This is a genomic window from Sulfitobacter sp. SK025 (genome assembly GCF_003352105.1).
Classification (GTDB): domain Bacteria; phylum Pseudomonadota; class Alphaproteobacteria; order Rhodobacterales; family Rhodobacteraceae; genus Sulfitobacter; species Sulfitobacter pontiacus.
In genome coordinates, this window is sequence record NZ_CP025808.1 from 225,620 (window position 1) to 245,240 (window position 19,621).

The 19,621-nt window shown below is 59.4% G+C and carries 19 protein-coding genes; 9 read left to right on the top strand and 10 right to left on the bottom strand.

Annotated elements, in window-relative coordinates:
- Positions 1–10: 10 nt before the first annotated feature.
- Complete coding sequence (locus C1J04_RS01050) at positions 11–2,152, top strand: response regulator (protein ID WP_009825576.1); 2,142 nt, start codon at positions 11–13, stop codon at positions 2,150–2,152.
- On the opposite strand, the gene yaaA is transcribed toward C1J04_RS01050, so the two are convergent.
- The 4 genes from yaaA to C1J04_RS01070 form a co-directional block, all read right to left on the bottom strand.
- Positions 2,137–2,916, bottom strand: a complete 780-nt coding sequence (gene yaaA, locus C1J04_RS01055) for a peroxide stress protein YaaA (RefSeq protein ID WP_009825577.1) — start codon at positions 2,914–2,916, stop codon at positions 2,137–2,139. The genes C1J04_RS01050 and yaaA overlap by 16 nt on opposite strands.
- Positions 2,917–2,945: 29 nt before the next feature.
- Positions 2,946–4,991: a DNA helicase RecQ gene (recQ, locus tag C1J04_RS01060; protein ID WP_009825578.1), complete on the bottom strand. Its 2,046-nt coding sequence runs from the start codon at positions 4,989–4,991 to the stop codon at positions 2,946–2,948.
- Positions 4,992–5,100: 109 nt separating this feature from the next.
- The gene (locus C1J04_RS01065; protein WP_005850500.1) at positions 5,101–5,388 is read right to left on the bottom strand and encodes a YggT family protein; all 288 of its coding nucleotides are present in this window, start codon (positions 5,386–5,388) and stop codon (positions 5,101–5,103) included.
- A gap of 101 nt (positions 5,389–5,489) precedes the next feature.
- Entirely contained in the window at positions 5,490–5,816 is a 327-nt protein-coding gene (locus C1J04_RS01070) for a BLUF domain-containing protein (RefSeq protein ID WP_254655126.1), read from the bottom strand.
- A gap of 201 nt (positions 5,817–6,017) precedes the next feature.
- Between C1J04_RS01070 and C1J04_RS01075 the strand changes: the two genes are divergently transcribed.
- The 6 genes from C1J04_RS01075 to C1J04_RS01100 all read left to right on the top strand — a co-directional run bounded on the left by C1J04_RS01075 (position 6,018) and on the right by C1J04_RS01100 (position 11,408).
- A complete protein-coding gene (locus C1J04_RS01075; RefSeq protein ID WP_037953999.1) occupies positions 6,018–7,391 on the top strand; it encodes an MFS transporter in 1,374 nt (457 codons plus the stop codon).
- Positions 7,388–8,323 carry a penicillin-insensitive murein endopeptidase gene (gene mepA, locus C1J04_RS01080; protein WP_009825581.1) on the top strand — a complete coding sequence of 312 codons (936 nt, stop codon included), beginning with the start codon at positions 7,388–7,390 and terminating at the stop codon, positions 8,321–8,323. Before C1J04_RS01075 ends, mepA begins: the two co-directional genes overlap by 4 nt.
- 2 nt (positions 8,324–8,325) lie before the next feature.
- On the top strand, positions 8,326–9,192 hold the full coding sequence (locus C1J04_RS01085; RefSeq protein ID WP_009825582.1) for an esterase-like activity of phytase family protein: 867 nt from the start codon (positions 8,326–8,328) through the stop codon (positions 9,190–9,192).
- A 92-nt stretch (positions 9,193–9,284) separates the two neighbouring features.
- On the top strand, positions 9,285–9,905 hold the full coding sequence (locus C1J04_RS01090; RefSeq protein ID WP_037954002.1) for a queuosine precursor transporter: 621 nt from the start codon (positions 9,285–9,287) through the stop codon (positions 9,903–9,905).
- 332 nt (positions 9,906–10,237) lie between these two features.
- Positions 10,238–10,660: an alternative ribosome rescue aminoacyl-tRNA hydrolase ArfB gene (gene arfB / locus C1J04_RS01095; protein ID WP_005850506.1), complete on the top strand. Its 423-nt coding sequence runs from the start codon at positions 10,238–10,240 to the stop codon at positions 10,658–10,660.
- A 202-nt stretch (positions 10,661–10,862) separates the two neighbouring features.
- Positions 10,863–11,408, top strand: a complete 546-nt coding sequence (locus C1J04_RS01100; protein ID WP_009825585.1) for a hypothetical protein — start codon at positions 10,863–10,865, stop codon at positions 11,406–11,408.
- Positions 11,409–11,495: 87 nt separating this feature from the next.
- Here the strand turns inward: C1J04_RS01100 and pncB are convergent, their stop codons facing one another.
- A complete protein-coding gene (gene pncB / locus C1J04_RS01105) occupies positions 11,496–12,788 on the bottom strand; it encodes a nicotinate phosphoribosyltransferase (protein WP_009825586.1) in 1,293 nt (430 codons plus the stop codon).
- Positions 12,789–12,913: 125 nt separating this feature from the next.
- Here pncB and C1J04_RS01110 point away from each other — a divergent pair, with 125 nt between their 5' ends.
- A complete protein-coding gene (locus tag C1J04_RS01110) occupies positions 12,914–13,573 on the top strand; it encodes a MarC family protein (protein ID WP_009825587.1) in 660 nt (219 codons plus the stop codon).
- Here C1J04_RS01110 and pncA read toward each other — a convergent pair.
- The gene (gene pncA / locus C1J04_RS01115; RefSeq protein WP_156775845.1) at positions 13,560–14,156 is read right to left on the bottom strand and encodes a bifunctional nicotinamidase/pyrazinamidase; all 597 of its coding nucleotides are present in this window, start codon (positions 14,154–14,156) and stop codon (positions 13,560–13,562) included. The two genes, C1J04_RS01110 and pncA, sit on opposite strands and share 14 nt — an antisense overlap.
- A gap of 102 nt (positions 14,157–14,258) precedes the next feature.
- Between pncA and trhO the strand changes: the two genes are divergently transcribed.
- Positions 14,259–15,158 (top strand): oxygen-dependent tRNA uridine(34) hydroxylase TrhO, encoded by a 900-nt coding sequence (trhO, locus tag C1J04_RS01120; RefSeq protein WP_009825589.1) that lies wholly within the window; start codon positions 14,259–14,261, stop codon positions 15,156–15,158.
- Positions 15,159–15,205: 47 nt separating this feature from the next.
- Here the strand turns inward: trhO and C1J04_RS01125 are convergent, their stop codons facing one another.
- Genes C1J04_RS01125 through C1J04_RS01140 form a run of 4 tightly spaced genes read right to left on the bottom strand, consistent with a single transcriptional unit; the run spans position 15,206 to position 19,620 of the window.
- On the bottom strand, positions 15,206–16,525 hold the full coding sequence (locus C1J04_RS01125; protein ID WP_009825590.1) for a UDP-glucose dehydrogenase family protein: 1,320 nt from the start codon (positions 16,523–16,525) through the stop codon (positions 15,206–15,208).
- Between the two features lie 60 nt (positions 16,526–16,585).
- Positions 16,586–17,914 carry an NAD(P)/FAD-dependent oxidoreductase gene (locus C1J04_RS01130; RefSeq protein ID WP_037954004.1) on the bottom strand — a complete coding sequence of 443 codons (1,329 nt, stop codon included), beginning with the start codon at positions 17,912–17,914 and terminating at the stop codon, positions 16,586–16,588.
- 12 nt (positions 17,915–17,926) lie between these two features.
- Complete coding sequence (locus C1J04_RS01135) at positions 17,927–18,748, bottom strand: ABC transporter permease (RefSeq protein WP_009825592.1); 822 nt, start codon at positions 18,746–18,748, stop codon at positions 17,927–17,929.
- Positions 18,745–19,620 (bottom strand): ABC transporter permease subunit, encoded by an 876-nt coding sequence (locus C1J04_RS01140; protein WP_037942582.1) that lies wholly within the window; start codon positions 19,618–19,620, stop codon positions 18,745–18,747. Before C1J04_RS01140 ends, C1J04_RS01135 begins: the two co-directional genes overlap by 4 nt.
- Position 19,621: the final 1 nt, after the last annotated feature.

Here is a 19,621-nt window from a genome sequence, read left to right on the forward strand (position 1 = left end):
GGAGCTTTGGATGAAACCAGCTGACCAGCTTGCCCATGAACAACGCCGCCGCGCAGAGGTGGAAGCGCTGCTTGAACAAACCCAGGCAGAGCTTTGTGCCGCTTACCGCAAGCTGGATGACCACGCGCAAAATGTCTCTGTCGAGATTTCTGAAACACGGGCGGAGGTTGAAAACATCCGCGGCGAAAACAAACGGGTGATGTCCGATCTATGTGCCGCGCGGGAACAGATCGAACTGACCCAACGCCGGCTGTGGCATTCGGTCGAAACCATCCACGACGGCTTTGCCTTTTTCAACAAAGACAATGAAATGATCATGGCCAATCGGTCTTATCTGGCCGTGTTCGACGATATCGATGCCATCCGTCCGGGTGTCAGCTACTCTACCATCCTTCGCGTGCTCACCGATGAAGGGATCGTTAACATCGGGCGCCGCACGCCAGAGGAATGGCGCGCCAAGATGCTTCTGCGATCGCAGCAAAAGGCTCCGGCACCCATCATCATAAAGCTTTGGAATGGCGCATATATCAAGATTGTCGATCAAAGGGGAAAAGGCGGTGATATCGTATCACTCGCCCGCGACATTACCGAAACCGTGGAATATCAACGCAAGCTCGTCGATGCCCGCGCCACGGCCGAGGCAGCCAACAGCGCGAAATCGCTTTTCCTCGCCAAGATGAGCCACGAGATCCGCACACCGATGAACGGGATCGTAGGCATGACGGAGGTGCTTGGCGATACCGCGCTGACCCAAGACCAACGCCTATATGTCGACACCATAAAGACCTCTGCCGAAGCGTTGCTGGTCATCATCAACGACGTGCTGGATTTCTCGCGCATCGAGGCAAACCGGCTGAGCATCCACCCCGCCCCGTTTGATCTGGAACGTGTCTTCCAAGAGGTATTGCTGCTTTTACAGCCCCTTGCGGTGCAAAAGGGGCTGGACCTCGCGCTGGATTACGACCTGTTCCTGCCGCGCAAACTGGTCGGGGATGCAGGGCGCATTCGGCAAGTGCTTACCAATCTGGTGGGAAATGCTGTTAAGTTTACGCAAAACGGGCATATCCTGATCCGCGCCACGGGGCTACCTGATGCGGGCGCTGGCAACGTGCTCATCAAAATCTCTATCGAGGATACGGGCATCGGCATCGCGCCGGACATGATTGAACATATCATGGGGGAGTTTACCCAAGCCAGCAGCGACCCCAGCCCCAATGCAGAGGGGACGGGACTGGGGCTCGCCATCTGCCAACGTCTGGTACAACTGATGGGGGGCGAGATTTGGGTCACGTCAGAGCATGGAGTTGGGTCGTGCTTCGGCTTCGAACTGCCCCTGAAGGCCCAAGAGGACAGTGCCGCGCCGCCGCTAAAGCCACCCCCCTTCCTGCGCCATGTTCTGATTGTCGAAAGGGAAACGATCTGCCGATCGATCTTGCAGCGCAATCTGGAACATATCGGTGTGCGCGTGACGTCCTGTGGCACCGGCTCAGAGGGGCTGGCCGCGCTGGACGGCAGTATTGATCTGCTGCTTGTCGACGACACGCTGCCCGATATGGACGGGATCGAATTTGCCCGCGCGGTGCACGTCTCCGACCCCGCGACCCAGGTAATCCTGTACAGTCAGACACCCGACAAAATCCGCGATAGTATGGATGATACGAGCGTGCGCCGGATCATGAAGAACCCGATCAGCGTCACCGAGCTGCTGGCCGAGGTGTCAACGATGCAGCCGGTGCCTGTTGGTACCCGCCCGATGCGGGTCTTGGCGGCCGAGGACAATAAGACCAATCGTCTGGTGCTTCGAAAGATGCTGCAACGGCTGAACATCGACCTGCAACTTGCCACCAACGGGCAAGAGGCAGTTGCGCTGTTCGAAACCTTTCGGCCCGATCTGGTGTTCATGGACATTTCTATGCCCAAGATGAATGGAAAAGACGCCGCCGCCGCCATTCGTGCGCTGGAAGGCGAGGCAAGCAGCTGCCCGATTGTCGCGCTGACAGCGCATGCCATTCAGGACGAAAAGGAAAGGATACTCGCCGCCGGGCTGGATCATTTCCTCACCAAACCCTTGCGCAAGGCGGAGCTTGTGGCGCTCCTTAACCGTTACTGCCCCAACGCGGCTTTCCCGCTGGAGGGTCAGTTGGTGGGATAGGGCCGCACAAATACAGGTTTTTCCGGCGTCGACAGCTCTTTCTGCCATGCGTACCCGCCAATATCGAAATCCTTGATCGCCTCGGCGTCGGTAAGCCGGTTCTGCACCACGAAACGCGCCATCGCGCCGCGGGCTTTCTTGGCGTAAAAGCTGACAATCTTGGGCCCTTTGCCGTCCGATTTATCTTCCATGAACTGTGGTGTCACAACCGTCGGCACCAGCGCCTTAAGGTCGACAGCGCCGAAATATTCCTGGCTGGCACAATTCACCAACACCTTGCGGTTGGTCTGTTCCGCCTGTTCGTTCAACGCTTCGGACAGGCGCGCGCCCCAATAGTCGTAGAGCGATTTGCCCTGCGGCGTTTTCAATCGGCTGCCCATCTCAAGCCGGTACGCCTGAATGGCGTCCAAGGGTCGCAGCACACCATAAAGCCCCGACAGAATGCGCAGGTGATCTTGGGCATAGTGCAGTTCATCAGGGTCCAGGCTGGTCGCTTCCAGCCCCTGATAGGTGTCACCAGCAAAGGCAAAGGCAGCGGGGCGCACAACATCGGGGGACGGATTTTCCTCGAACGCGGTGAAACGGTCGCGGTTCAGCTTGGCCAGTTTCTCGCTCAGGTGCATCAATGATTGCAGATCACCAACGCTCAGCTCGCGGGCCACCTTGACCAAGGCGACCGCATCATCCTGCAGGTCGGGCGTCGTCATATCGACGTCGCGCGGGGTCCAGTCCATTTTCTTGGCGGGAGAAATAACGGTCAGCATGGATTTTCCTTTTTTGGTCGCAGCAAGAGCTAGCCCGCTTGTTGCAAAACGTCCAGAAATGCGGGGCCAAACCTTTCGGTGCGTTTCTCGCCCAAAATGCGTTCGATGGCATCAAGGTTCGGCGCGTGCAGCTGCGCCACTTTTGCCAGCAGCGAAGTTGAGCAGCTCAACGGCTTTTCGCCGCCATCCGCCCCGCGAGACAAGGTGGTTTGCACTTCGCGCAATTGATCGAACACCGACCCTGCCGCGCGTCCCGCCAGCTTGCGCCGCGTCGGGTGCATCTCGGCGGCGGCCCCGTTGATCACCTCTAGAAACGCATCGCCAAAATTCTCGAGCTTTTTGGCCCCCACCCCGCCGATACGTGCCATGGCGTCCAGTGTATCCGGGCGTTTCTCGGCCATCTCGATCAGGGTGCGGTCGTTAAAGATGATATAGGCGGGCACTTTGGCGGCTTCTGCCAACCCGCGTCGCTTCGCCTTGAGCGCAGAGAGCAGCGGCGCGTCCTCGTCGCTGACCATCGCCCTGACCGCAGGACGGCGCTGCGATGCGGCGGCGCGGATACTGTCCCGGCGCAGAGAGATCGACGCCTCACCGCGCAGGATTGGCAATGCGGCATCGGTCATGCGCAGCGCACCGTGACGTGCGGCATCGGGGCGCACCAGATCGTGCCCCATCATTTGCCGGAACACCGCCTGCCATTCGCGTTTGTCATATTCCTTGCCCACGCCATAGGTCGGTAAATCGCTGTGCCCGCGTTCACGGATTTTATCGGTTTCATTGCCCAGCAGGATGTCGATCAGATGGCCTGCGCCAAACCATTCCTCGGTGCGCAGCATCGCCGACAGCGCCTTGCGCACGGCGGTGGTCCCGTCAAACACATCGACAGGCGTATCACAAAGGTCGCAATTACCACAGGTGACATCGGTTTCGTCAAAGTATTTCAACAGGTTCGCACGGCGACACGCCAATGCTTCGGCCAGCCCCAGCAGCGCGTTCAGCCGTGCATGATCAGCGGCGCGCCGTTCGGGCGGAGCGAGCCCTTCGTCGATCTGGCTGCGGCGCAATCGGATATCATCGGGGCCGAACAACGTCAGCGTCTCGGCCGGCGCACCGTCGCGACCCGCCCGCCCGATTTCCTGGTAGTAGGCTTCGATGGATTTGGGCAGATCGGCGTGGGCCACCCAGCGGATATCCGGCTTGTCGATGCCCATGCCAAAGGCCACTGTCGCCACCACAATCAGCCCATCTTCCTGCTGGAAACGGCGTTCGGCGGTGCGGCGGTCGTCCGCCTCCATCCCACCATGATAATGCAGTGCCAGATGTCCGTCGTCGCGCAACGCTTTGGCCAGCCCTTCGGTCTTGGCCCGCGTTCCGCAATAGACGATGCCCGACTGCCCCCTACGCCCTGACGCAAAGTTCAGTATCTGCGCGCGCGGCCCGTTTTTGGCCGCAAAGGCCAGATGAATATTGGGCCGGTCGAACCCGCGCAGGAAGGCGCGCGGGGGGACACCGTCGAATAGTTTCTGAACGATCTCGGCTTGGGTTTCCGTGTCCGCCGTTGCGGTGAACGCGGCCAACGGAACGTCAAGCGTACGACGCAATTCGCCGATGCGCAGGTAATCGGGGCGGAAATCATGGCCCCACTGGCTGACGCAATGCGCCTCGTCCACGGCGATCAGCGATACGCCAACCCGTTTGAGCATGCCCGTAACCGACCCGGCAGCGAGCCGTTCTGGGGCCATATAGAGCAGCTTGAGCGTCCCGGCCTCAAGCCCTTCCCACACGGCATCGGTTTCCTCGGGCGTATTGCCAGAGGTCAGCGCCCCCGCCCCGACGCCAAGCTCTTGCAGCGCGCGGACCTGATCGCGCATCAGGGCAATCAACGGCGATATCACCACCGTCACCCCGTCGCGCAAAAGCGCAGGCATTTGGAAACAAAGAGATTTACCACCACCCGTGGGCATGATGGCCAATGTGTTTTCGCCGGCGGTAACGGCCTCTACAATCTCTTGCTGGCCGGGGCGGAACCCGTCAAATCCAAAGACATCACGAAGTAGCGTGGCGGCGCCTGACATGAAAAACCCAACTGTATCTAACCTGCAGTTTGCAGAATCTCATAGTCGCGGGCGGGGAACAATCCCTGCCCGTGCGTCCGGCGGGGTCTTTGCCCCAGCAGCCGCCCGATCAGTAGAACAGCGCGGCGTTGTTGATCAGCAGGATACGCAGAACGGCAACGGCGATCAGAACGACCAGCGGTGCCAGATCAAGCCCGCCCATTTGCGGCAGAAAGCTGCGGACCCGCCCGTAAACAGGCTCCAACAAGCGATTCAGCCCATCCCAAACTTGCGCCACCAAAGGTTGACGAAGATTTAAAACCTGAAAATTAATCAGCCAGCTCATGATGACATGTGCGATGATGATGAACCAAACGATGTTCAGCAGAAGCATCAGGATCTGAAACAGGGATGTCATAAGGGGGCCTTTCGTTGCACAGCGCGAAAGTAGGTGCGCTGGCATCAAAGAACAAGAGCGGCAGCGCGTTGGCACGCCGCTCTTGGTAAAATCGCATCACATCACGCTTGCATCGCGTTGATGACGACAGAAAAATCCAGACTATCGACCTGAAGCATGGACCAATCGGCGAAATGCCGTGTCTCGATCGGCTTTTCGTCGAGGATTTTGAAGCCGCTGTGACGACTGTCTTTCTGGATGTTTTCGATCAACTGGCGGATGGCGGCTTCTTCGCCCTCAAGCACCTGACAAAAGTTGCGTCCGTTGTAGGCCAAGGCACCGGTGACACCGTGTTTTTCATTCTCGCGCATAGCGACGGTAAATATGTCGGCAACATCCGTCTTAGAGACCGAAGGAACTGCGGTGCTGAAGTACAAAAGCCGGATCATCGACATACGGAGCCTCGTAAAATTATCCAAAACATTCTTAACGTTGGCACCCTGTGTAGGCAAAAAGAATTTGAAAAGCGACCCTTTTGAGATGTCTTATGACATACTGATGGGAAATTCACGCTAGCGTTGCGCCCAACACCGCTCTTGCGCCGCGTAGGGCTGCTGCACTACCGTCCGTCAAAACAGGAGAAAGCAGTCATGGCAGCCACGTCAGCGCGCAAGAAAATCTGGGGCTGGTATTTCTTTGACTGGGCCAGCCAACCCTATAACACGCTTCTTCTGACGTTTATTTTCGGCCCCTACTTCGCGCAAACTGCAACGGCAAATCTTGTGGATAGCGGCATGGCGCTGGATGCGGCCAAGGCGCAGGCACAGGCCTATTGGGGCTACGGGCTGACGGTTGCGGGGATCATGATCGCGATACTGGCCCCGACCCTTGGGGCGGTTGCTGATTCATCGGGCAAACGGATGCCGTGGATCTGGCTGTTTTCGGGGCTTTATGTGGTGGGATCAGCCGCGCTGTGGTGGACCGCGCCGCAAGATTTCTCGGTCCTGTGGGCGCTCTTCTTCTTTGGCATTGGCCTGATCGGGATGGAATTCGCGACAATTTTCACCAACTCCTATCTGCCAGAGTTGCATCCCGACCCGGGAGAGCGCGGGCGGCTGTCAGGGTCAGGCTGGGCTTTTGGCTATGTCGGCGGTGTTGTGGCGCTGATTGTGATGATCGCGCTGTTTCAGGCGGGCAGCAACGGGCGCACGATGGCGGGGCTGAGCCCGCTCTTCGGGCTGGACCCCGCGACCAAAGCCGATACGCGCATCGTCGGGCCGCTGACCGCAATCTGGTACGCGGTCTTTATGATCCCCTTCTTTCTGTATGTGCGCGATACGCCGGTGACCGGCGCGGCGCGGTACCGCGTGGGGCAAGGGCTTTCTGATCTGTGGGTTACGCTGAAGAACCTACCGCGTCACCCGTCGCTGCTGGCCTATTTGGGGTCATCCATGTTTTACCGCGATGCGCTTAACGGAATGTACACATTCGGCGGGATATACGCGCTTGGCGTATTGAACTGGAGCATTATTGATATCGGCGTCTTCGGGATACTTGCCGCGATTTCAGGCGCGGTGTTCTGCTGGGTGGGCGGGCGTGTGGATCGTGCGATCGGGCCGATGCCTGTGATCGTAACATGCTGTCTGATCCTGATTGCAACGGCCGTGCTGATCATCTCGCTGACACCCAACTCGATTATGGGCATCACGCTGGCCGAAGGTTCCTCCGCGCCCGACATCGCCTTTTACATCGCCGGTGCGTTGATCGGTGCGGCGGGCGGGGCGCTGCAGGCATCGTCGCGCAATATGCTGACCCGTCAGGGCAACCCCGACCGCATGACAGAGGCGTTTGGCCTTTACGCGCTGTCGGGCAAAGCGACCTCGTTTCTGGCCCCTGCGCTGATCGCAATCGCAAGCGACGTATCCGGCAGCCAGCGGATCGGGATCGCCCCTGTCGTAGGGCTGTTCATCATTGGCCTGGTTCTGTTAGTCTGGGTGAAACCGAATGGAGATTTCGCGAAATGATCCTGACACGAATCCTCACATGTACCGCGCTGGCCCTCACGCTGGCGGCCTGCGGCGGGTCACCGTCCAAGCCGAATGCGGAAGCGTCCAAAATCCTGCCGACCATCGGGTCGTCGGGGGGCGCGCGCAGCAACATTCAGGCCAAGAAGCTTTTTGGCGCGAAAGCCGACGGGTCACGGCAGTCTTCCGCCGCTTACGGCAGCTATTCAAAGGGCTGTGTCGCGGGGGCACAACAACTGGCGGAAACGGGGCCGACCTGGCAAGCGATGCGCCTGTCGCGCAACCGCAACTGGGGCCACCCGGAGATGATCGATTACATTAAAACGCTCAGCGCGAAGGCCGCGCAGCAACCCGGATGGGAAGGGCTGTATGTCGGCGATATCAGCCAACCCCGTGGCGGCCCGATGCTGACAGGGCACGCCAGCCACCAGATGGGTCTGGACGCCGATTTCTGGATGCTTCCGCCCAAGTCGCTGTCGCTCAGCCGGGCAGAGCGTGAAAGCATTTCGTCTATTTCCATGCGGCGCACACGTGGAGCCTATGTGAACAGCAGCTGGACCCCGCAGCACCATCAGGTGCTCAAGGCCGCGGCATCTGATCCCCGCGTGGCGCGCATCTTTGTTTTCCCCGGGGCCAAGGTGCAGATGTGTGCCGACGAAAAGGGCGACCGCAGCTGGCTGCGCAAAATCCGCCCTTGGTACGGGCACCACTATCATTTCCACGTCCGGCTGAGCTGCCCCAAAGGGGCGACTGGCTGCGTCAACCAGGATCCGCCCCCTGCGGGCGACGGCTGCGCCGATGCGCGTCAGTGGCAGGCGAATATCCTGAACCCGCCCCCACCAAACCCCAATGCGCCCAAGCGCAAGCCAAAGCGCGAACTGCTGCTTGCTGACCTGCCAGCGCAATGCCAATCCGTGCTGGATTCGAACTAAGCTTGCTACAGATCCTTTTTGCCCTCGGCTTTGCCTCCGCTGCTTTTGCGGCGGGTGCAAATGGCCCTATCGCGCAGCATCAGCAGTTGACGTGGGAGCATGACGCCCCCTGGTTCGGTGGCCTGTCCGGTGTCGAGATGCGCGCGGATGGCAAACAGCTTACCGCGATCAGTGACCGCGGGCGGATCATCGTGGCCGACCTGTCGCGCGACGCGCTTGGCACGCTGACGGGGATGGAGATCATCCATTCCGTCGCGCTGCGCGATAAGAACGGCGCGGTGATGGACAAACCCGAGGCCGACGCCGAAGGTCTGGCGATTGCGCCGGATGGCAGCATCTTTATCAGCTACGAGGGCGATCATCGCATCGCGCGTACCAACCTTGCCGATGGCACCCCATTGCAGTTCATCGCCCCGCCCGAGGGCGCATTGCTGCGCAACAACGCCGGGTTTGAAGCTTTGGCGGTTGATGCAACGGGCGCGCTTTATGCCTTGCCCGAGGATAACCGCGGCGATCAGATCCCGCTGTACAAATACCAAGACGGCACGTGGCGCATCGCGACCTACCTCGAAAATGACAGCCCCTTTGTCCCCGTGGGTGCGGATTTCGACGACGAAGGTCGGTTGTACCTGCTTGAGCGTACGGTCACCCCGCTGGGGTTTCGCACACGCCTGCGGCGGATCGAACTCTCTGGGGGTCAGGCCAGCGCGGTGACGCTGCTGCAAACCCTGCCCGCGCGATATGACAATCTAGAGGCGCTGACCGTTTGGCGCGACGCCATCGGGCGCACGCGGGTGATGATGATATCGGACGATAACTTCCTCTCCGTGCAGGAAACCCAGGTGATCGAGCTGACGATTACGCAATAGCTTGCGCGGGTGCCCCGCCTTCCCTACAACGCATTACGTCTGCGATCCCCGCAGGCCAAGTCGCCGCACCCTTGCAAAAAACGGTTTCAAATATGACACGCACCTACCTTCCCGGCATTCTTGCCATGGCTGCCATCGTTGTGGCCTCCAACATTCTTGTTCAGTTCCTCTTTGGCCAATGGCTGACCTGGGGCGCGTTCACCTATCCGCTGGCGTTTCTGGTCACCGATGTGATGAACCGCGTCTACGGCAAGGACGCCGCGCGCCGTGTCGTGCTGGTGGGTTTTGTGGTCGGGCTGGTCTGTTCGCTGATCGGGACACAGATCATGGGCGAATTCGGGCCGCTGGTGACCCTACGCATCGCGATCGGGTCCGGTGTGGCATTCCTTGTGGCGCAATTGGTCGATGTCGCGATCTTCTCTGCGCTGCGCGATGGCACGTGGTGGCGTGCGCCTTTGGCCAGCACGCTGGTCAGCAGCACGCTTGATACGTTGCTGTTTTTCTCGATCTCATTTTCTGGTGCCCTGTCGTTCCTGCATCCTGCAACCGATGTGTCCTGGGCGGCCGAAATGTTGCCATTGCTCGGCAGCGGCCCGCTCGCGCCGCTTTGGGTATCGCTGGCCGTTGCAGACTGGTCTGTGAAACTCGGGATTGCGCTGATTGCGCTGATCCCCTTCCGCATCATCACTGCACAACTTTTGACCCGCAGTTGATAGGCACCCTTTTGTGAACCGTGACGGGTGCAGAAAACGTTTTGCGTTTTCAGATTACTGTGCCAGTCTTCAAGTGAGTTCAACAAATGTAAAGGAGGTGATCCAGTGTCAAGAACGGTATTGGAGCGAGGTGTCGGAACAGCTTGGGAGGTATCCCGTTAGGGCAGCCCCTGACGGTTGAAACAACCCGGGTGGATCGCCGATCTAACCGATCCCACCTCCTTAAACCATTCGATTGGGCCGCTCCGCACCGGGGCGGCCCTTTTCGTATCTGGGCGTTGCCCTTTCCCTTGGGTCTGCGCGATGCGATAGTCGCGATGAAGGAGAGTTTGATGCTGCGGATCACGGACGAGATTGCCATTCAGGACTGGGAGCTGACGGAAAGCTTCATGCGTGCCTCCGGGCCCGGCGGTCAGAATGTGAACAAGGTCTCGAGCGCCGTGGAACTGCGGTTCGAGGCCGCGACCTCCCCTTCTATTCCGACGCCGGTCAAAAACCGTCTGCGCAGACTGGCGGGCCGTCGTTGGACGACCGAGGGCGCGTTGGTGCTGCAATGTGACGAAACCCGAAGTCAGGTCCGCAACCGCGAGATTATCCGCGAGCGCCTGAAGGAACTGATCACCGCCGCGTTGAAGCCGCCCAAAAAGCGTATCCCGACACGCCCCACGCTCGGTTCGAAGAAACGCCGACTGAAGGCGAAAAAGACGCGGGGCGAGGTGAAGGCGCTGCGCGGGCGGGTAGATCCGCCGGAATAGCCTGCCGCGGGGCCTGCCCTGCGCCGCCGTTCCATCACTTCTATAGCAGCCCCCCTATCTCGCCGTTTTTTGCCGGTATGCGCCCCCGATCGGCAAATCGCCGCCAGAGGGACGAATCCGCGCCGGAACGGATCGCCGCGGCCCCGTGTTCCCCTCGCAGACATACAAGCGATGTCTGGTAGTAAATCTAAGGAGAACTCAGATGAAACTTACGACCACAACACTGATCGCGACCCTGATGGCCACCGGCGTTTCCACCGCAGCGATGGCGCAAACCTCTGTTGATGGTGCCGTTGGCGGCGCAGCAGACGCAGGCTCGGGCATCAGCGCTGACGTTGGCGCATCCGGTTCACTATCCACCGATTCCACACTAAATCAAGCCAAGGGTGCCGTGACCGACGCCGGCGACACCGCGCAGGAAAACTATGGTCAGTTGATCCAGGAACTGCGCGCCGGTGCCGAAACCGACACGCAGACCCAAGCAGAAATTGACGCGTTCGATGCCGACGCCAAGCTGGACGTCGTAACCGTGTCAGAGCTCAAGGCATCCAAACAGGGGACCACAACCGCGCTGGACGACGCGCTGGACGCACAAGCCGAGGCCGTTGATGACATGCGCGCCTCAGTTGACGCCAATGCCGACCTGAGCGCAGAGCTGGAAGCCGAAGGCTTTACCTCGGAAGAGGTCGTGGCCGTGCGCGGTAACGGTATGGGCGGTCTGACCCTGATCGTCGACGACCGCGGCTAAGCGATTTGCAGTTATGCCCCGCACCCCACGCAGGCGGCATAAAGCAGAGGGGCCGGTGGGAAACCACTGGCCCCTTTTGCCGTCGGATCAGACGATAACTTTCTGAGCCGCCTGATCGCCGACGCCAAAGACACGTTTGTAACGGTCGATCTCTGACTGCGGGCCCATTGCTTTGTTAGGGTTATCCGACAGTTTCACCGTCGGGCTGCCGTTCGCCTTGACCGCTTTGCACACCAACGAAAACGGGGCGAGCGCGTCGTCAGGCACCAGCCCGCGGAAATCGTTTGTCAGCAAGGTGCCCCACCCGAAGGAGGCTTTGACCTTGCCCGCGAACTGTTGATGCAGTTCCTTGATCTTGGCGACATCCAGACCGTCGCTGAAAATAACCCGCTTTTCACTGGGGTCTTCACCGCGGGACTTCCACCAGTCGATCGCGGTCTGTGCCGCCACCGCCGGATCACCACTGTCGACGCGGATGCCGGTCCAGCCCGCCAGCCAGTCGGGCGCGTTATCCAGAAAGCCTTTCGTGCCATAAGTATCCGGCAGAATGATGCGCAGGTTGCCTTCGTGTTCATCGTGCCAGTCTTGCAGAACGTCATAGGGCGCTTGCGCAAGTGCGGCGTCGTCCTTGGCCAATGCGGCATAGACCATCGGCAGTTCATGCGCGTTGGTGCCGATCGCCTCGACCTCTCGGCTCATGGCGATTTTGCAGTTTGACGTACCGGTAAAGGCGTCGCCCAGGCCTTCCTGCATGGCCTGCACACACCAATCCTGCCACAGGAACGAATGGCGGCGACGGGTGCCGAAATCGGCGATGGACAGATCGGGAATTTCCCGCAGGGCTTCGATCTTTTCCCAGACACGGGTCATGCCGCGCGCGTACAGCACCTGCAGTTCGAACCGGCCCATACGGTCCAACACGGCGCGGCTGCGCAGCTCCATCAAGACGGCGAGGGCGGGGATCTCCCACAGCATGACTTCGGGCCACGACCCTTCGAATGTCAGCTCGTATTGGTCGCCCTTACGCTCAAGATGATAGGGCGGCAGGCGCAGACCCTCGAACCACTCCATGAAGTCGGGGCGGAACATCTGACGCTTGCCGTAAAAAGTATTCCCACGCAGCCAAGTGCTTTCCCCGCGGCTGAGTGACAGCGACCGGATGTGATCAAGCTGTTCGCGAAGCTCGCCTTCGTCAATGAGATCGGCCAGCGGGATATGCTTGGAACGGTTGATCAGGCTGAATGTGACCTGTGTTTCCGGCTTGTTGCGAAAAACCGACTGGCACATCAACAGCTTATAGAAATCCGTATCGATCAGGGACCGCACGATAGGGTCGATCTTCCACTTGTGGTTCCAGACGCGGCTTGCAATGTCGACCATGTTCAAAGCTCCCTTAGGCGGTGTGTTTGTGGCCCATCCATCTTGTACGGGCAAGGGAATTGCCGCTGACACAGTGCAAAACCTGTGGTAATCCACCGACTTAACCCCCTAAGGAGCGCTGCTAGATGCTGGAATGGCCCAATCTCTTGCGAGAGTTGATTACCTTGTTTGTCGTGATCGACCCTATTGGCAGCCTTCCCGTCTTTCTTTTCGCGACAGCCAACGTCCCGCAACACCTGCACAAAAGCTTTGCGATGCGGGCCGTACTGGTGGCCGGTCTGGTCTTGCTTGGGTTCCTCGTGGGCGGGCAATATCTGCTTGAGAACCTTGGGCTGCGGCTGGGGTCGTTTCAGGTCGCGGGCGGGATTATCCTGTTCCTCTTCGCGCTCAGTATGATCTTCGGCGACCCGAAACCGACACAGGAAATCGAGGCGGCAGAGCGGGATCATCTCGCCGGTGCGGTCTTTCCGCTCGCCATGCCGTCTATCGCATCTCCGGGGGCGATGCTGGCGATTGTAATCCTGACGGACAACCACACCAACCAGATATCAGACCAGCTGGTCACGGCGGGCCTGCTGGTGGTCGTGCTGCTGTTCACGCTTGTGCTTTTGTTGCTCGCAGGGCGGATCGGTCACCTGATGGGGACCACCGGCGCCAGCGTGATCAGCCGCGTCATGGGGATCATTCTGGCGACCGTCGCGGTGGATGCCACGCTTGGCGGGCTGGATGCGCTGGATATCCTCAACATCGCCCCCGTCGAAGACGCCCCGCTTAGCGCAGAGTAACCCCCGCCGTCGTCATCGCCTCGCGCGCGGCAGAAAGCGACCCGTCCAAATCGATCGCACGACACAGGTCCAAGCGGACCTCGACATCAAAGCCCAGCTTCGCCGCGTCCACGGCGGAAAAGTTGACGCAGAAATCAAGCGCCAGCCCGACCATCGTCAGCGTGGTGATGCCACGTGTCCGCAAATACCCTTCAAGACCGGTAGGCGTCTTCTGGTCATTTTCGAAGAACGCAGAATAGCTGTCGATGGCGGGGTTATACCCTTTACGAATGATCATGTCGGCACGGGTTTGATCCAGCCGCGGGTGGAACGCGGCCCCGTTGCTGCCTTGGACACAATGATCCGGCCACAGCACCTGCGCGCCATAGGGCATCTGCGTCACCTCGAACGGTGCCTTATCCGCATGGGACGACGCAAAGGAGGAATGGCCCGCCGGATGCCAGTCCTGCGTTAGAACCACCGCATCCACCTGCCCCATCAGCGCGTTGATCCCGTCGACGATCGCGTCGCCGTCTGTCACCGCAAGAGCTCCGCCGGGGCAGAAATCATTTTGCACATCAATCACGATCAGGGCGTGGGTCATATCGGGTTCCTCATGGGCCAGCTTGTGCCAGGGGACATAGCACGGCGGGTGCGGCACGGCACCCCCTTGCCTGAACCGCCGCATGGGCGTATCTCAGCGCGCATGTATACCATTGCCGCCCTCTATCATTTCAGCCGTTTTGACGCGCCTGACGCCCTGCGCCCGCCGTTGATTGCGCTTTGTGCGCAACATGACGTCAAAGGCACGCTGCTTGTCGCTGCCGAAGGCATCAACGGCACCATCGCCGGCCCCCGTGCGGGGATAGACGCGGTCATCGCGCATATCCGTGCCCTGCCCGGCTGCACCGATCTTGAGTGGAAGGAAAGCACCGCCACAACGCCGCCCTTCGGCAAGATGAAGGTCCGCCTGAAGCGCGAGATCGTGACCATGGGTCAGCCCGATGTAGATCCGCTGGCCAAGGTCGGGCATTACGTCGATCCCGCCGACTGGAACGATCTGATCGGCCGCGACGATGTTGCCGTGATCGACACGCGCAATGATTATGAGGTCGCGATCGGCACCTTCGACGGGGCCATCGACCCGGAAACCCAGAGCTTTGGCGAATTCCCCGCCTGGTGGGAGGCGAATAAGGACCGGTTCCACAACAAGAAAATCGCGATGTTCTGCACCGGCGGTATCCGGTGTGAGAAATCGACGAACTACCTGATCGGCCAAGGGGTGGAGGACGTGTTCCACCTCAAGGGGGGCATTCTCAAGTACCTTGAAGAAGTCCCCGAAGAGCAAAGCAGCTGGAAAGGCGATTGCTTTGTCTTTGATAACCGGGTCAGCGTTGGTCACGGGTTGAAAGAAGGGCCGCATATGCTGTGCCACGGCTGCCGTCGCCCGATCCTGCCCGAAGATACCGCAAAGCCCGGATACGAGGCCGGCGTCAGCTGCCCGCAGTGCGTCGGCGAAACCTCTGACGCGGATAAGGCGCGGTTCCGTGAGCGCCAGCGGCAGATGACGCTTGCCAAAGCACGTGGCGAAACCCACCGCAGCTGATCACGCTGTCGGCCCGCCCTGTTCCAAGCGCGGGCCTGTGGCGCAGGTTAAGCCCCGAACCCTTCGCGCCCGATAGAGACATAGGCCGAGAAACCGGCGCGTTTGGCATCTTTCGGGCTGTAGATATTGCGCAGATCTGCCATCGCAGGGGTCGCCATGCGCTTGGCCATCCGCTTGAGGTCCAGCGCGCGGAATTCGTTCCACTCCGTCAGAATGACCAGCGCATCCGCATTTTGCGCGGCCTTATAGGCATCCTCCAGCCACGACACGCCCGGCAGCAAGGCTTCGCCCTCGCGTTTGCCCTGCGGATCAACCACACGCACCTTGGCCCCGTTGCCCACCAGCGATGGCACAATCGTCAAGCTGGGAGAATCGCGCATATCGTCGGTGTTGGGCTTGAACGTTACCCCTAGCACCGCGATGGTCTTGCCGTTTACCGACCCGCCACAGATGTCGACCACCTTGTCGATCATCCGGCGTTTGACCTCGTCGTTCACCTTGATCACGGTTTCGGTCAGCTGCATCGGCACCGAATGATCCTGCCCCATCCGCGCCAAGGCCTGCGTGTCTTTCGGGAAGCAGCTCCCGCCGTAGCCCGGGCCCGCGTGCAGGAACTTGGACCCGATCCGGTTATCCAGCCCCATGCCTTTCGACACCATTTTCACATCTGCGCCAGTGCGTTCGCACAGCGCCGCGATTTCGTTGATAAAGGTAATCTTGGTCGCCAAAAACGCGTTGGCGGCGTATTTGATCATCTCTGCGCTTTCCAGATCCGTCGACATGATCGAAAACTCGCGCAGCGAGAGCGGGCGGTAGATGTCCTTCATCACCTGTTCGGCGCGTTCATTCTGCGTGCCTACAACCACGCGATCGGGGCGCATAAAGTCGTCAATCGCGGCCCCTTCACGCAGGAATTCCGGGTTCGAGGCAACGTCGAATTCGGCCTTGGGATTGGCTTTAGCGACGACCTGTTTGACCTGACGGTTGGTGCCCACGGGCACAGTCGATTTGGTGACGATCACCGCATACCCCGTCAGGACAGAGGCGATCTCTTCTGCGGCGGCCATGACATAGGTCAGATCCGCATGGCCATCCCCGCGCCGGGTCGGTGTCCCAACCGCGATAAACACGGCATCCGCACCATCCACTGCACTGGCAAGGTCACCTGTGAAAGACAGACGACCCGCTGCAACGTTCTTGGCCATCAAGTCATCAAGACCGGGTTCGTAGATCGGGACGATGCCCTTTTCCAACTTCTCGATTTTAGACGGGTCTTTGTCGACACAGACAACTTCATGTCCGAAATCCGAGAAACAAACACCCGAGACCAAACCGACATAGCCGGTGCCAATCATCGCAATCTTCATGAAACTTTATCCTAAATCAATTTGACAGTCAGCAAGCCAAGCCAGCCGGTGCACCCACATCTAGTGATCTGACAGCGCAAAACCAAGATAGGCAAATGGCATCAGAAGCCGACGCAAGCGCCCCAGTTCGAACTTTCGCAGCCGCTTTTGCATGACCTGAGGATAGGGCCGATCGATGGGTTTGCCCATCACCAGATCCGCGACCAGCCCGCCCGAATAGCTGCCCATTGCAACACCATTCCCATGATAACAAAGACTTGCATAGACAGCACCGGGGTCAGGGAGCTTGCCGACAAAGGGCATTTGCGCGCGCGACAGACATACCATACCGGACCATTGGTAGGGTGTCTCAACGTCTTTCCACGCCGGGAAAAACTTTTCAAAATCGCGGCGTACACGCGCAATGGCGCGCGTCTCTGCCGCTTTGCCCGTCACCAAACCGCCGCGCATACCGAACAACATCCGGCGGTCCGGCATCAGCCTGAAATAATGTAGCAAATTGCGTGTATCTGCGGACATATAATCGCTCTTCCACCCAGCGGCATCAAGCTCTGCCTCGGTCAGGGGGCGGGTCACAAGGACCGTCGACTGCGTGGGCATATAGCCCGCAGATAGCCCCGGCACCAAATCTTCCGACGAATACCCGTTCGTAGCGACAATCACCTTCTGTGCAAGCACCCTGCCCTTGGGCGTTCGAACGTCGTGACCCTGCGCCGCCTGCCGCACCTCGAGCGCAGGCGTACCATGGTAAATGACCGCACCCGCCTTTTCCGCCGCCGCAGCAAGGCCGGTCACGTATTTCCGCGGATTCAGCGCAAAGCCCGCCGGAATATGCAGCGCCCCGTGGAACGGCCCTGAAAGCCCATGCGCCGCGAAATCCGCGGGATCAATAAGCCGCGCCTCCAGCCCGTAGTTTTCTCGCACCTCGCGGGCGCGCGTGCGAAAATCGTCCATATCCTTGGGCCGATGCGCCAGCTCGATCTCCCCGTCCGAGTGGCGGTCAACCTCGATCCCATGCCGCGTGATCAACGCGTCAACAAAGTTGATCGCCGCCAGCTCAGCCGCGCGAAAGCGCAACCGATCCTCGCGCCCCGCAAGCTTGTCCAGCGCGGCATCACTTAGCCGTCCGCCCCCAAGGCAGCAAAAGCCCCCGTTGCGGCCCGACGCGCCCCAGCCGACGTATCGGTTTTCCAGCACGACCGCAGAATATCCAGCCTCCGCAAGGCGCAACGCGGCAGAGAGCCCTGTAAAGCCGCCCCCCACAATCGCCACGTCACAGGATACGTCACCTTCCAACACAGACCTGTCGGTAGCGGCGCAGGTTTGATCCCACCAACAATTTTCCCTAGGCGCATCTGTATAGGCAAAATCGTTAAATATTCGTTTCATGCCGCCGCTCTTTCATGCCACGGCGCGTTCCGCCGCCTGCACATCGCGTTGCGCCTTGATCGCCTTGCGCTTCGATATCAGTGACGCCGTGATTACCCCGAAAGTCACGATTCCAATCATGATGGTGGATAATGCGTTAATCTCGGGCGAGACGCCAAGACGCACCGCGCTCCAGATCTTGATCGGCAGGGTTGTGGAGGACGGGCCCGTGGTAAACGAAGCGATAACAAGGTCGTCCAGCGAGAGCGTAAACGCCAACAGCCACCCCGAAATGACAGCCGGCGCAATGATCGGCAAGGTCACCAAACGGAAGGCGTCGAAAGGCGAACACCCAAGGTCCAGCGCCGCTTCCTCCAGCGATCGGTCAAAAGTCACCAGCCGCGATGACACGACCACTGACACGTAGCACATCGAAAAGGTCGTGTGTGCCAGCACGATGGTCAGCGTCCCCCGGTCCAGCCCGATCCCGATAAACAGAAGCAACAGCGACAGGCCGGTAATCACCTCCGGCATGACCAGCGGCGCGTAGATCATACCCGAGAAGAGCGTACGCCCTGCAAACCGCCCCCCGCGCACAAGAATGTATGCCGCCATCGTCCCCAACACCGTTGCCAGTGTAGAGGATGCCACCGCGACCTTTAGCGTTACCATCGCAGCATTCAGAAACGCCTCATTCTGAAGCAGCTCGCCGTACCATTTCGTCGAGAAACCGGCCCAGACAGTCACCAGTTTCGAACTGTTAAAACTGTAGATGACCAACAGGATCATCGGCAGATAAAGAAAAGCAAACCCGAGGGTGAGCGACGTAATATTGAACCAGCTTGCGCGTCTCATGACTCCACCTCGGCCTGACGTTGCTGGTTGCGTTGGAACAGAACGATTGGAACGATCAGTATCAGCAGCAGGATCACCGCCACCGCGCTCGCGACGGGCCAGTCGCGGTTGTTAAAGAACTCCTCGAACAAGACCTTGCCGATCATCAACGTCCCTGAACCGCCCAACAAAGACGGGATAACGAATTCGCCCAGCGCGGGGATAAAGACCAGGAAACACCCTGCAATGATCCCGTTGCGAGACAAAGGTATCGTGACCAACCAGAATGCCTTTAACCGTGAACATCCCAGATCTTCAGCGGCCTCGATCAAGGATTCGTCCAACCGATCCAGCGCGGCATAGATCGGTAGAATCATGAATGGCAGATAAGTGTAAACAATTCCTATATAGACCGCGGTCGTCGTGTTCATGATCGTCAAAGGCGTATCGATGATGCCCAACCACAGCAGGAATTGATTCAAAAGCCCCTCATTACTCAGAATACCGACCCATGCGTAAACGCGGATCAGGAAACTGGTCCAAAAGGGCAAGATCACCAGCATCATGAGGGTCGGACGCCATTCTTCGGGCGCGCGAGCCATGCCGTAGGCCATGGGGTAGCCCACCAAAACCGCTAAAACTGTAGATATTAACGCAATCTTCAAACTGCTTAGGTAAGCCTTCCAGTAGAGATCGTCCGACGCAAGAAAGGTAAAGTTTTCCAGATCGAATGCCGCGAACATCGCCCAGATCCCGTCCTTTGCCGTCGGGGAGTAAGGAGGAATCGACAAAGCCAGATCAGAGAGAGAAATTTTAAAAACAATGATGAAAGGAATGAGAAACAGCGCGAGCAACCAGGCATAGGGCACCGCGATAAGGAAAAAGCGACGCATA

Excerpts from the sequence above, each read along its gene's own strand:
- C1J04_RS01110 (WP_009825587.1), top strand. The coding sequence starts at position 12,914 with ATGCTGGAATGGCCCAATCTCTTGCGAGAGTTGATTACCTTGTTTGTC.
- pncA (WP_156775845.1), bottom strand. The coding sequence starts at position 14,156 with ATGACCCACGCCCTGATCGTGATTGATGTGCAAAATGATTTCTGCCCC.
- C1J04_RS01130 (WP_037954004.1), bottom strand. The coding sequence starts at position 17,914 with ATGAAACGAATATTTAACGATTTTGCCTATACAGATGCGCCTAGGGAA.
- C1J04_RS01070 (WP_254655126.1), bottom strand. The coding sequence starts at position 5,816 with ATGATCCGGCTTTTGTACTTCAGCACCGCAGTTCCTTCGGTCTCTAAG.
- C1J04_RS01140 (WP_037942582.1), bottom strand. The coding sequence starts at position 19,620 with ATGCGTCGCTTTTTCCTTATCGCGGTGCCCTATGCCTGGTTGCTCGCG.
- trhO (WP_009825589.1), top strand. The coding sequence starts at position 14,259 with ATGTATACCATTGCCGCCCTCTATCATTTCAGCCGTTTTGACGCGCCT.
- recQ (WP_009825578.1), bottom strand. The coding sequence starts at position 4,991 with ATGTCAGGCGCCGCCACGCTACTTCGTGATGTCTTTGGATTTGACGGG.
- C1J04_RS01050 (WP_009825576.1), top strand. The coding sequence starts at position 11 with ATGAAACCAGCTGACCAGCTTGCCCATGAACAACGCCGCCGCGCAGAG.
- C1J04_RS01135 (WP_009825592.1), bottom strand. The coding sequence starts at position 18,748 with ATGAGACGCGCAAGCTGGTTCAATATTACGTCGCTCACCCTCGGGTTT.
- C1J04_RS01090 (WP_037954002.1), top strand. The coding sequence starts at position 9,285 with ATGACACGCACCTACCTTCCCGGCATTCTTGCCATGGCTGCCATCGTT.
- C1J04_RS01125 (WP_009825590.1), bottom strand. The coding sequence starts at position 16,525 with ATGAAGATTGCGATGATTGGCACCGGCTATGTCGGTTTGGTCTCGGGT.
- C1J04_RS01100 (WP_009825585.1), top strand. The coding sequence starts at position 10,863 with ATGAAACTTACGACCACAACACTGATCGCGACCCTGATGGCCACCGGC.
- C1J04_RS01065 (WP_005850500.1), bottom strand. The coding sequence starts at position 5,388 with ATGACATCCCTGTTTCAGATCCTGATGCTTCTGCTGAACATCGTTTGG.
- yaaA (WP_009825577.1), bottom strand. The coding sequence starts at position 2,916 with ATGCTGACCGTTATTTCTCCCGCCAAGAAAATGGACTGGACCCCGCGC.
- mepA (WP_009825581.1), top strand. The coding sequence starts at position 7,388 with ATGATCCTGACACGAATCCTCACATGTACCGCGCTGGCCCTCACGCTG.
- arfB (WP_005850506.1), top strand. The coding sequence starts at position 10,238 with ATGCTGCGGATCACGGACGAGATTGCCATTCAGGACTGGGAGCTGACG.
- pncB (WP_009825586.1), bottom strand. The coding sequence starts at position 12,788 with ATGGTCGACATTGCAAGCCGCGTCTGGAACCACAAGTGGAAGATCGAC.
- C1J04_RS01075 (WP_037953999.1), top strand. The coding sequence starts at position 6,018 with ATGGCAGCCACGTCAGCGCGCAAGAAAATCTGGGGCTGGTATTTCTTT.